The sequence below is a fragment of the Gilliamella sp. App2-1 genome (assembly GCF_001690255.1).
GTDB lineage: Bacteria > Pseudomonadota > Gammaproteobacteria > Enterobacterales > Orbaceae > Gilliamella > Gilliamella apicola_G.
In genome coordinates this window covers 116,446-129,377 of sequence record NZ_LZGR01000071.1, presented here as the reverse complement: position 1 = coordinate 129,377, position 12,932 = coordinate 116,446, and the positions used below count along the sequence as shown (strand labels likewise).

At 33.4% G+C, this 12,932-nt stretch carries 12 protein-coding genes and 1 other RNA gene; all 13 read right to left on the bottom strand.

Annotated elements, in window-relative coordinates; translation table 11 throughout:
- A partial coding sequence (locus tag A9G22_RS09765) for a capsular polysaccharide biosynthesis protein (protein ID WP_075508793.1) occupies nucleotides 1–1,752 on the bottom strand: 1,752 nt, incomplete at its 3' end.
- Between the two features lie 38 nt (nucleotides 1,753–1,790).
- Nucleotides 1,791–2,450, bottom strand: a complete 660-nt coding sequence (locus tag A9G22_RS09760; RefSeq protein ID WP_065587357.1) for an ABC transporter ATP-binding protein — start codon at nucleotides 2,448–2,450, stop codon at nucleotides 1,791–1,793.
- Entirely contained in the window at nucleotides 2,450–3,253 is an 804-nt protein-coding gene (locus A9G22_RS09755; RefSeq protein WP_065587356.1) for an ABC transporter permease, read from the bottom strand. Before A9G22_RS09755 ends, A9G22_RS09760 begins: the two co-directional genes overlap by 1 nt.
- The gene (locus A9G22_RS09750; protein WP_065587355.1) at nucleotides 3,253–4,152 is read right to left on the bottom strand and encodes a hypothetical protein; all 900 of its coding nucleotides are present in this window, start codon (nucleotides 4,150–4,152) and stop codon (nucleotides 3,253–3,255) included. The genes A9G22_RS09755 and A9G22_RS09750 overlap by 1 nt, the downstream gene beginning before the upstream one ends.
- Nucleotides 4,153–4,178: 26 nt before the next feature.
- Entirely contained in the window at nucleotides 4,179–5,321 is a 1,143-nt protein-coding gene (locus tag A9G22_RS09745) for a polysaccharide biosynthesis/export family protein (protein WP_141670042.1), read from the bottom strand.
- A gap of 142 nt (nucleotides 5,322–5,463) precedes the next feature.
- An RNA gene (ffs, locus tag A9G22_RS09740) (signal recognition particle sRNA small type) lies at nucleotides 5,464–5,559 on the bottom strand.
- A gap of 139 nt (nucleotides 5,560–5,698) precedes the next feature.
- Nucleotides 5,699–5,992 carry an integration host factor subunit alpha gene (locus tag A9G22_RS09735; RefSeq protein WP_065587353.1) on the bottom strand — a complete coding sequence of 98 codons (294 nt, stop codon included), beginning with the start codon at nucleotides 5,990–5,992 and terminating at the stop codon, nucleotides 5,699–5,701.
- 4 nt (nucleotides 5,993–5,996) lie between these two features.
- On the bottom strand, nucleotides 5,997–8,384 hold the full coding sequence (pheT, locus tag A9G22_RS09730; protein WP_075508792.1) for a phenylalanine--tRNA ligase subunit beta: 2,388 nt from the start codon (nucleotides 8,382–8,384) through the stop codon (nucleotides 5,997–5,999).
- Between the two features lie 16 nt (nucleotides 8,385–8,400).
- Nucleotides 8,401–9,384, bottom strand: a complete 984-nt coding sequence (pheS, locus tag A9G22_RS09725; RefSeq protein ID WP_065637553.1) for a phenylalanine--tRNA ligase subunit alpha — start codon at nucleotides 9,382–9,384, stop codon at nucleotides 8,401–8,403.
- Between the two features lie 210 nt (nucleotides 9,385–9,594).
- Nucleotides 9,595–9,948 (bottom strand): 50S ribosomal protein L20, encoded by a 354-nt coding sequence (rplT, locus tag A9G22_RS09720; RefSeq protein ID WP_024496189.1) that lies wholly within the window; start codon nucleotides 9,946–9,948, stop codon nucleotides 9,595–9,597.
- Nucleotides 9,949–9,978: 30 nt separating this feature from the next.
- Entirely contained in the window at nucleotides 9,979–10,176 is a 198-nt protein-coding gene (gene rpmI / locus A9G22_RS09715) for a 50S ribosomal protein L35 (protein ID WP_034945602.1), read from the bottom strand.
- Between the two features lie 84 nt (nucleotides 10,177–10,260).
- A complete protein-coding gene (infC, locus tag A9G22_RS09710; RefSeq protein ID WP_065587350.1) occupies nucleotides 10,261–10,800 on the bottom strand; it encodes a translation initiation factor IF-3 in 540 nt (179 codons plus the stop codon).
- Between the two features lie 27 nt (nucleotides 10,801–10,827).
- A complete protein-coding gene (thrS, locus tag A9G22_RS09705; RefSeq protein ID WP_075508791.1) occupies nucleotides 10,828–12,753 on the bottom strand; it encodes a threonine--tRNA ligase in 1,926 nt (641 codons plus the stop codon).
- Nucleotides 12,754–12,932: the final 179 nt, after the last annotated feature.

Below are 12,932 nucleotides of genomic sequence, written 5' to 3'. Positions count from 1 at the left end.
CCCCGCTAACGAAGTGATTGTATGAACTTCATCAACTTGCTCTATACAATCAATAATATTATTAAGTCCAATAATATCATCAACATACTTTTTTATTTCTAAATTATTTACATGCCCCTTTCGGTTACCACTCAAAACATCTGGATGCGGTTTATAAATAATATAATCATTGGGATTATTTTGTCTAACTGCTTTTATCAGGTCTAGATTTGATTTTATAACAGGCGAACCATATATAATAGATGCATCATCTTCAACCTGACCAGGTATTAAAATGACCTTTGCTTTGCTATTACTCGGCCTAATGTCAATTTTTTCACCAACATTATATTTACCTAATTTTGTTAAAATTAGTAAATTTTGTAACGAATTAGCTTTTTCTTTTTCCCATCTATTTACTTTTTTATTTGCTAATAAAAACTCTAATTCACTGATATTTTGAGAGTTAAAATAAATACCTATTTTATCAATAACTAGTGAATATGGCATAACTAAATTAGAGCCTAAACCAATTGAGCGGATAAAACCATCTTCAACACGAAATGGACTCAAACTATTAATAATTGGGAGTAATGCCTTTTTTCCTTGTCCCCATATTAATATGTTTTCAGCTCTTATTTTTTTTCCTTGTGCTTCGTTATTAATAATCTTAATAAAACCACTTGTCGAATAAAAACGATATTTTACAGAGGGTAACCTTAAATAAGGTAATAACACTTGTTTCTTCCACAACGAAAATCCAACTAAGTTAATCATACCTCTAAGTTTATTGTTGAGTGCTTTGATTTTTATTAAATAGTTAATAACATCAAAAATTGTTCCGTTTTTGCCTGTATAAGGATTTATGTACTTGCAATATAATATATAACTTGCAGTAAATAACTCTAAGACTGTAGCTTGAGTTCTTCTATTATTTGTTCGTAAATGATTTATATTTTTATGTCGATCGTCTGTAACACCCCAACCTGCATACCAAGGTAAACCAAAGGTAATAACTTGTTTACCCAATAAAAGAGCTTCAAATCCCATATGTGATGTAACAACATAAATTTTATCAAAGTGTTTAAGTAAAGAAAAAGAGTTGACATCTTCACTAAATAACATTACAGAATTATGATTAACTATTTGAGTTAAATAACCTTTCTTATGCCCATTAATTACATCTGTATGAGTTTTCACATAAATAGTTGAAGACGGATTTTCTCTAACTGCACAGTTCAACATTGATATGAACGTTTGCTGATTTGCACCACCCAATTCAACAGCCATATCCCCAAAAGTTTGATCGATGACTAATATTTTTTTATTTTGATTGTTGGTTTTATCATTGAACCCCAAAAAATCAGGGGCATGATTATATTTTGATAATTCTGCATCAATAATTAATTTTTTTGCAGATACAGCTTTATTAAAATGATGATTTAAAAGTTTTTTATTTTTTATTAATATTTCTAAATCTGAAGGAGCTCTAGAATCATAGTAGATTCCAATACTATCAGCGATAAGTGATAATGGTGGAAATCCTTCTAATCCTAAACCAATTGAGCGCAAAAAACCATCTTCAAGAGCAATAAAAGGTAGTGAATTTTTAGTTGCATATGCCCTAGCTTTAGCTGTTGTTGAACGATAACCCCACCCAGCAATTGCATCAATTTTTTTTATTTTTTTATAACTAAATGATAGATCAGAAAAAAAATGATTAATATTTTTTATAGCTAGGATTTTTTTTGAGAAAACTGAGACTCTTTTCATTTAGCGTTCTATTAATTTAAAAATATTTACTATAAATATTAAATATTTTTCTGTTGATTATTGTAGTAAGTATATGCTTGTGCAATCGTGTCAAATTGATATAGACAACCAGCATCTAATACCATGGCTTTATCACAATAGTTTTTTATAGCATTCATGTTATGTGAAACTAAAATAAGAGCACGATCTTTTTTATTTTCGAATAATTCTTTTTTACATTTTTGTGTAAATCTAGAATCGCCAACAGCAATTACCTCATCAATCAGATAGCAATCAAATTCAATTGATAATGATAAAGCAAAAGCTAGGCGAGCCTTCATTCCAGAGGAATATTTTTTTATTGGTTCAAATAAATAATCACCTAATTCGGCAAAATCCTCAACATATTTTTTTGTTTTTTCTATACAACTACCATAAATTCGACAAATAAATTTTAAATTATCCATTCCAGACAAACTACCCTGAAATCCCCCAGAAAAAGCAAGTGGCCATGAAATTGACATATTTCTTACTATTGAGCCAGATGTTGGTTTTTCAATTTCACTAATAAGCCTAATAAGAGTTGACTTCCCTGCCCCATTTCTCCCTAAAATGCCTATTTTTTCTCCTTTTTGTAAAGAAAAATTAATATTATTTAAAACAGTCTTATATCCTTTCCTTGTTGGATACTGTTTACTTACATTATTAACAATAATCATTAGTTACCCTCAAGGATATTATTTTCATTAATCTTAACCATAGTTAATCCCGCAAATAATAAAACGATATTGCATGAAACTAAGTAACTTATATTTTGATGTGTTATAACTGATGGACCAAAATATCCAGAGCGAAACATTTCTGTACCATTAACTGGTGGAATATAAAGTAATAATTCTTGAATTTCATGGGGAAATGTATCAACCCAAAAAAACGTTCCAGACAGAGGCATGAGTATAAAACTTAAGGTACTCCATATTTTATTAAAAACTTCATATTTAGTAGATAAAACAAAGATGATTAAACCTAAACCTAGAGAAAACCAACACATTAACCCCCAAGCACATAGCATATAAAAAGGATCATAAGGTATAGCTATCACCCCTACAAAAGTAAAAAGCAATATAACAAATACTTGAGCAGCACTTGCACCAATCATTTCAAGGAAAACACGTGCATAAACTAAATCTAAAATTTTAATATTACGATGATATAGTAATGCTTGATTGGCCGTAACTGCACCTTTTGCTCTAGATGATGCATTGCGCCACATCATTGCCATTGGATAGCCAGTTAATACAAATGCAACAATATTAAGGTTAGAAACAGAATTGATTTTAAAAAAAAACCACATTAGACTTATTAGCAAAGTTAATGACATAGGTTCAACAAATAACCAAAGAAAACCAATATTATTACGTCCGTAACGAGTAATAATTTCTCGCAGAATTAAAGCATTCAATACATTAATTTGTATTTTTAATGAACGCATAAATGATGTTTTCGCAACTACTTCTGTCATTAATCTTTATGCTCTCTTACACCAGCAATAAGCAAATTAATAATACCATATATTAGAAAGCTAATTATAAAAGTTGCAATGATGTTATAAATACGTGCAGGTTTAAATGATACATCTGATAAACTAGGTTGTTCAATTCTTTCAAGGTAAAGTTGTTTTTTTGTTATTTCAACTTGAGCGTTACGTAGCGATAAAGTTGCAGCTTCAAATTGTTGTTTAGCTACCGTGTTATTAATTAGTATTTGTTGATATTCTGCTAAATTAGCATCTTCATTTTTATTTTTTTGAAATTCAGCTAGTGCTTGAGCCTCTTTCTTCATCTGTGATTCAGCATTTTTTAGTTCTGCTAATGATGCAGTTATGAGATCTTGTTTCGCTCGTAAATTTATTTGATTCACAAAGCCTTCAGCCTGCTTTAATAGTTGTTCATTTATTTTGAACGCATCTTGCATATCAAAAGCATTCACATTGATTGTAGCAATACCTGTTGAACTATCGAAATTAACATTTATCATATTGCCCATATAACGATAAAAATATTCTTTTTTATTATAAAAATCAAGATGAAAACCATTAAATCGGGATATTATATCTCCTTTTTTCGTATACCATTCTTGTATTGGTAAAACTTTTTCGACAGAAGATAATGCATCTCTAGATTTGATATATGACAGAACTACATATGAATCATCATTGGAACGTGAAATTCCAACCTTTGAAAAAAAACTACCCAAACTACCCAATGACGATTGAGTATCCGAAGAACGTATAATGTACGTTGCTTCTGAGGTATAAATATTTTCAGCTATTAATCCAAAATAAATTATTGATAATAAAGTTGGTAATGTAACAAATAGGTGTAACAACCAACTTTTTTTTCTTTTAAAATTTAAATACATAATATCTCACAAGTGCGCTAGTAAAATTACTCACTAATCTGACTAACTTGATTAACAACTCCAATACCTGGTGAGAAAATTGCATATAAGAATTTTTGTAGTTCTATGATTGGTGCAGAAGCAACATAAACAATATCATTATTCTCAACTTGAAAATTCTTCATTATGAATAGAGAGTTAGGATTATTCAAATCTATTTGATAAATTGTTGGGATTAGCTCTTTTTTGTTATCAGCTGACAATGTATCTTGGTATCTAAATACAAATACACCTCTAGCATCGGATAGATTATCTCGTAAACCACCAATACGTGCTAATGCTTGAGACAAATTAATTCCAACAGCTTCAAATCGAACTTCTTTTGTTGCACCAATTGCGCCCATAGAAATGAAAGAATTAGGTTTATTAATCAACGTAATCACATCATTTTTTTGGAGTTGTATATTAAATTTAGGATTAGATAATACCAAGCTTAGTGGTATTTCATTAACTTTATTATTTCTAGTAATCTGTATTAGCGTATCTTTAATATCATACATATTACTACCTAACATGGTAACTGCATCTAGTAGTTGCTCACCTTTAGCTGTTATTATCATTTTACCACTAAATTTATCACCAATAACTATGACGTCTGCTGACCGTTTTTCTAAAACAGAGACAATTACTTGTGGTCTATTTGCAATACCAGATAACTTTTCAATTATTTCTTTTTGTACCTGTATTGGGGTTTTATTAATTACTTCTAATTCTCCAACAAATGGCAAAGAAATAAAGCCTAAAGAATCAACAACAACGATAGGTAATTCAGTTAGCCCCGTTTTTGGCGCTCCGGTATCACTTGAGCCAGTGAATAGTATTGCAGGGGGTGTTTCAATTATAGAGATTTTTAGACTATCACCTTTACCAATATAATCTGCTATTCTAGCTTGGTTATTTGTTTTGTTTATAAAACTTGTGAAGTTCTGTAAATTTTTTGTGCTTTCTTTTATAGAATCGGGTGAGGCATTTAAATTGACAATTTTGACTTTATTATAAATTTCATCTAATTCAGTATGTTGTTCATTTATATTTTTTATAGAGGAAAAGTTTGGTCCTGAATGCGGTAAAATCGTGCATCCACTTAAAATCATTGCTAATGCTATTGGAAGGAGGGATGGTGACTTCAAAATAAATTTCCTTTTTCATCAATAAGTTACCTATTTCCAGATATTACAAATTATAAACTAACTCTGCTTTTTTACACACCTAATTCTATTCATAATTCCCAAAAAATAGATAAATTTATTATAAAATTTGCCTTGGAGGAGACCCTATCAGCCTCATCCTGCACACATGTTTTTCACTTTGGCTGCTTCCTTCCGAATCTGACCAGATGAGCAAAAAAATGTTGCAAGAGGACCCACAGAGCCTCCATAGAAGTGGTAGTATTATGCTTTATTTCAGGAATTAATACAACTATTTTTATAAAAATAAACTAGCCTTTCTAACGTTTTTATCGAAAAAAAGGCTATTATAAAACAAAAGCAGTATATAAACTTAGAGTTTAGATAACTAAATTTTTTTCTACACGTTCTCTGAATTTAATACCTGGTCTAAATGTAACAACTCGGCGAGCTGAGATATCAACGCTTTCACCTGTTTTTGGATTTCGACCTGGGCGTGAGTTTTTATCACGTACAGTGAAATTACCAAAACCAGATAATTTAACTGGTTCTCCTTTTTCCAAAGCCACTCGAATCTCTTCAAAAAAAAGTTCTACAAGGACTTTAGATTCTTGTCGATCAATGTTAAATTTTTCGGCAAGACGATCTGCAATATCAGCTTTAGTTAATGTCATATTATTATTCTCTTAATAGGGCTTTAAAACGATTTTGTAAAGCAGTGACACACTTGCTTACAATGTTAGTTATGTCTTCTTCTTCAAGTGTACGTGATTTATCTTGCAAAATCAAACTGATAGCAAGGCTTTTTTGATTTTCTTCGATATTTTCACCTTGATACACATCAAAAAGATTAACTTTAATAAGTTGCTCGCCGCCTGCTTTTTTACACTCTGAAATAATATCCGCTGCTGGTATTGTGTTTGACACAATAATAGCAATATCTCGTTTATTTGATGGATATTTGGATAATTCTTGAGCAACAGGTGCCTTTTTTTCACTAATTTTAGCTAAATTTATTTCAAAAACAAGCGTTTTACTATTTAAAGATAATTTTTTTTCAATTTCTGGATGTAAGACGCCCAAATAGCCTATTAACTCATCGTTTAAATAAATCGCTGCACTTTGTCCTGGATGTAAAGCTGAAAGCTGAGACTTTTCAAACTGCACTTTACCAGAACAACCTAACAGAGAAAAAATTGACTCAAGATCACCTTTAATATCATAAAAATCCACATTTTTTTTAGGAAGCAGCCAGTGCTCTTCATACAAATTACCAGTAACAATACCAGATAACATTAGTTCTTGACGTACACCAAATTCACATTTTTCATCAGGGATAAAACGCAAACCTGTTTCAAATAATCGAATACGTGCTTGCTGACGATTTTGGTTATATCGTACTGCATCCAATAACCCAGACCAAAGTGATAAACGCATAACTGACATTTCACTTGAAATAGGGTTAGGTAGCTTGATTGCCGGCTGCGCAGGATGAAGAATTTGCTGAACTTTTGGATCAACAAAGCTATATGTAACTGCTTCTTGATACCCTTTATCAACCAATAAGTCTTTTACTCTTCGTAATGATATTTGACCTTCTGGTTTTGGTTTCATTATTGATTCAATCTTCAGATTAGCATTTGGGATATTGTTATATCCATAAATGCGAGCCACTTCTTCAACTAAATCTTCTTCAATTTGTAAATCAAAACGCCAACTTGGCGATTTTACAATCCAAACATTGTCTTTGTATTCAACTTCACAACCGAGTTTAACTAAAATATCAGTGATCTTTTGTGTTTCGATTACATTACCAATAATACGATCAATTTTATTGCGACGTAACTGGATAGTTGCTTGTACTGGAAGTTCATCTTTGTGCGTTACATCAATAATTGGACCAGCTTCGCCACCACAGATATCAATTAATAATTTGCTAGCTCGTTCCATTGCTACAAATTGTAGAGATGGGTCGACTCCACGCTCATAACGGTGTGACGCTTCTGTATGTAAACCATATTCACGAGCTTTACCTGTTATTGCTAATGGATTAAAAAACGCAGATTCAAGAAACACATCTTTAGTCGATTGCGTTACGCCTGATTTCTCCCCCCCCATAATTCCTGCTAATGCTAAGATTTTTTGGTGATCGGCAATAACTAAGGTTTTATCATTAAGTTTAACTTCATTACCATTAAGTAAAACAAGTTTCTCCTCTTTTTGGGCATAACGAACAACAATACCCTTCTTTATTTCAGCCAAATCGAACGCATGCATTGGATGACCAAGTTCTAATAATACATAGTTGGTAATATCAACGATTGCATCAATAGAGCGGATTCCACCACGGCGTAGTTTTTCTTTCATCCATAATGGCGTTGTGGCATTAACGTTGATGCCTTTAATTACACGACCTAAATAACGTGGTGCTGCTTTCGGTTCATCTATCTGGATTGGTAATGTATCATTAATTGTTGCAGATACACTGTCAACTTTTAGTTCTTTCATAGCAATATTGTTAACGGCAGAAATATCTCTGGCAATGCCAACAATTCCAAAACAATCCGCTCGATTTGGTGTAACACTAATATCTATTATAACGTCATTAAGATTTAAATATTCACGAAGATCCATGCCTAAAGGTGCATCATCTGGCAACTCAATGATTCCATTATGATCATCTGAAATTCCCAATTCAGAATAAGAACAAAGCATTCCTTCCGAAGGTTCGCCTCGTAATTTAGCCGCTTTAATTTTAAAATCGTCAGGTAATACTGCTCCCACTGTTGCACAAGCAACAGTTAAACCTTGACGGCAATTTGGCGCACCACAAACAATATCAAGTAATTCGGCTTTACCTATATCAACTTTTGTTACGCGAAGTTTATCTGCATTCGGATGTTGCATACATTCAACAACTTTACCGACAACTACTCCAGTAAAATCGCCCGCTACTTTTTCAACATCCTCGACTTCTAAACCAGCCATTGTCAATTGATTGGCAAGCATTTCGCTACTAATTTCTGGATTGATCCATTCACGTAGCCAATTTTCACTAAATTTCATGTTTTGATCTCCAGAATTAATTAAATTGCTTTAAAAAACGTAAGTCATTTTCAAAAAAAGAACGCAAATCTGTGACACCGTAACGTAGCATGGTTAATCGCTCTATACCCATACCAAAAGCAAAACCACTATAGATTTCAGGATCAATGCCCACATTACGTAATACATTAGGATGTACCATTCCACAACCTAACACTTCTAACCATTTACCGTTTTTAGCTTTAATATCAACTTCAGCTGAAGGTTCTGTAAATGGAAAATAGGCTGGTCTAAAACGAATTTCCATATTATCTTCAAAAAAGCAATGAAGAAAATCGTGTAATAACCCTTTTAAATGTGTAAAGCTGATATCCTTATCAACCAGTAAACCTTCCATTTGGTGGAACATAGGCGTATGAGTCTGATCATAATCATTGCGATAAGTTCTACCTGGTGCAATGATTCGGATTGGGGGTTTTTGGTTTTCCATAGTGCGAATTTGCACAGTTGACGTCTGTGTTCTTAATAATCGTTTTGCATCAAACCAAAATGTATCGTGATCAGCACGCGCAGGATGATGAGCCGGAATATTCAGTGCATCAAAATTATGGTAGTCATCTTCAATTTCAGGACCAGTTTCAACAACAAAACCCAGCTCACCAAAAAAATCAACTAATCGATTAATTGTTTTTGTGACTGGATGTAATCCACCTAATTCAAGTGATTTACCTGGCAACGTAATATCAATTGTTTCATTGGCTAGTTTTGCATCAAGCGCCTGTCGTTCTAAAAAATTACGCTTTTGATTTAATATTTCAACTACTTCTTGCTTTGCCTCATTGATTTTTTGACCGACAGCTGGACGCTCATCGGCAGGAACATCACGTAAAGAAGCCATCTGCATGGTAAAATAGCCTTTTTTTCCAAAATACTCCACTCGAATTTGTTCGATCGAATTAATATCATTAGCACTTTCAATAGCGGATTTGGCATTATTCACCAGTTCAACTAATTGAGACATACAGTTCTCCTGCTTGTTGTTCATTGCATAAAAAAAGCCTCTTTTGAGGCTTTTATAATCATTTTTCGTTTTTTCTTTGCCTCATGAATTTATATTGCAACAGAAACCAAAAAAGAAACGAAAAATAACTATGTTCATAATTAATTTACTCTTCAAAAATATCAAAATTAGAATGATAAAAGCCGAGATGACTCGGCTTTTATCAAGTTATTATAGTGCTGCTTTTGCTTTTTCAACTAATGCAGCAAATGCATTTTTGTCAAATACAGCAATGTCAGCAAGGATCTTACGATCGATTTCAATTGATGCTTTCTTTAACCCATTGATAAAACGGCTATAAGAAAGACCACATTGACGAGCTGCAGCATTAATACGAACAATCCATAATTGACGGAATTGGCGTTTACGTTGACGACGGTCACGGTAAGCATATTGTCCAGCTTTAATTACAGCTTGGAAAGCAACACGATATACACGTGAACGAGCTCCATAATAACCTTTTGCTTGTTTTAAAATTTTCTTGTGACGTGCACGAGCAATAACACCACGTTTAACACGAGCCATAAACTATATCCTCTAAATAATTAACCAAAATTAAGCGTATGGAACACACGCAGTAACTAAACCTAAATCGCCTTTTGACACAGTCGTCAAACCACGTAAATGACGTTTACGTTTAGTTGATTTTTTAGTTAGGATATGACTTTTGTTAGCTTGCTTATGCTTAAAGCCACCAGAAGCTGTTTTTTTAAAGCGCTTTGCTGCGCCTTTTACAGTTTTAATTTTAGGCATTTTATTAATTTCCACTTCGCATTGTTAATAAAAATAAAATAATGGTGTAATTTTCAATAAATCAAAAATTAGCTTGTAAAACCACTATTTCTTCTTCGGCGCAAGCACCATAATCATTTGTCGACCTTCAATCTTAGTTGGATAAGACTCAATGATCGCCAAATCAGCTAAGTCTTCTTTAATGCGATCAAGCATCTCAGAACCTAACTGTTGGTGAGCCATCTCACGACCACGAAAACGTAATGTGACTTTAGCTTTATCGCCATCTTCAAGAAAGCGAATCAGGCTGCGGAGTTTTACCTGATAGTCGCCTTCGTCTGTACCAGGTCGGAACTTAATTTCCTTAACCTGAACAACCTTTTGCTTTTTTTTCTGCTCTTTTGTTGCTTTACTCTTTTCATAGAGGAACTTGCCATAATCCATAATTCGACAAACAGGTGGCTCTGCATTAGGGCTTATTTCAACTAAATCTAAGGTTGCCTCTTCAGCTTGTTTTAAAGCTTCATCTAAGCTTACTATACCGAGCTGCTCACCATCGACGCCGGTTAATCTCACCTCACGAGCGGTAATTTCATCGTTGATCTTATGTGCTCGTGTTGACTGAATTCGTTTACTGACTTTAATATCTCATTCCTCCAAATTAATTTATCATTAATTCATTTGTTCTAATGAACGACTATGAATTTCGTTAAGCAACAATTCTATAACATGTTTCACTTCAAAGCTACCAAGATCTTTACCTTGGCGAGTTCGAACTGAAATTGTTCCTGATTCCATTTCTTTGTCTCCACAAACAAACATATAAGGAACACGTTTTAGAGTATGTTCACGGATTTTAAACCCTATTTTCTCATTTCTCAAGTCCGCTTTTGCTCTAATGCCAACTTTTTGTAGTTGCGCGGTTAATTGTTTTGCATATTCAGCTTGATTATCGGTAATATTAATTACCGCAACTTGCAATGGAGCAAGCCATGTTGGGAAGAATCCTGCACAGTTTTCAGTTAAGATTCCCATAAAACGCTCCATTGAACCTAAAATAGCTCTATGAATCATAACAGGAACATGACGTTCGTTATCTTCGCCAACATAAGTTGCGTCTAAACGTTCCGGTAGCATAAAGTCTAGTTGAACAGTACCACATTGCCATGCACGCCCTAAACAGTCATGTAGAGTAAATTCGATTTTTGGTCCATAAAAGGCACCCTCACCTGGTAGGTATTCAAAATCAATGCCATTTTCAGTTAAACATCCGGCCAAATCTTTTTCAGCAAGATCCCACGTTTCATCTTTACCGATTCGTTTTTCTGGACGAGTGGATAACTTAACAGTAATATCTGTAAAACCGAAAGTACTATAAGTATCGTAAACCATTTTGATACAGTTATTAACTTCACTGCGAATTTGACTTTCAGTACAAAAAATATGCGCATCATCTTGAGTAAAACCTCGAACACGCATCAATCCGTGTAAAGATCCAGATGGCTCGTTTCGATGACAACTACCAAATTCCGCCATACGTAATGGTAAATCACGATAAGATTTTAAACCTTGATTAAAAATCTGTACGTGCCCTGGACAGTTCATTGGTTTAATACAATATTCACGATTTTCAGATGAAGTGACAAACATCAACTCTTTATAATTACCCCAATGCCCCGTTTTTTCCCATAAAACACGATCCATCATAAATGGACCTTTTACTTCTTGATAATCATACTCTTTCAATTTAGTGCGAACAAAAACTTCAAGTTCACGGAAGATAATCCATCCATCATTATGCCAAAACACCATACCGGGCGCTTCTTCTTGCATATGATAAAGATCAAGTTGTTTACCTATTTTACGGTGATCACGTTTAGCCGCTTCTTCTAAAAATTGTAAATAGCTATCGAGCTGTTTTTTGTCTGCCCATGCTGTTCCATAAATACGTTGTAACATTTTATTGTCACTGTTACCACGCCAATAAGCACCTGCAACTTTTTGCAATTTAAAATGGTGGCAAAAACGCATATTAGGTACATGTGGTCCACGACACATATCAATATATTCTTCGTGATGATAAAGTGCTGGTTTTGAATCTTTAGGGATATTCTCATCTAAGATAGCAATTTTATAGGGTTCACGTCGCTCCCAAAATACTTCTCTAGCTTGTTCCCAACTAACGACTTCTTTTTTTACTTCATAATCTTTTTTAGCCAATTCATGCATGCGTTTTTCTAATGCATCAAGATCTTCCTGTGTTAGTGAGTGATCTAAATCAACGTCATAATAAAAGCCATTATCAATTGTTGGACCGATTGCCATTTGTGTATCAGGCCATAATTGCTTAATCGCATGACCTAATAAATGTGCACAAGAATGACGAATAATTTCAAGTCCATCTTCGTCTTTAGTGGTAATGATGGCTAATGTTGCATCTTGCTCAATAATATCAGAGGCATCTTTACGCTCACCATTTACACGTCCAGCTATACAAGCTTTTGCCAGCCCTGCACCAATACTTTGTGCAACTTCTAAAACAGTAACGGGTTTATCAAATTGGCGTTGACTTCCATCAGGAAGAGTAATAATTGGCATAATAAATCCTTATAACAGTGGTGCGCCACACGAAAGCGCACTTGCGTACATAAATAAATTGGTCCGATATACTACCACTTATCATCAAGATTTTAAATAGAAAGAATTAGTTTATATCAATATAAGTAAATTCATAAAATAGAATAAACAGCTGGTTTACCTAAAATATTTTCACAAAA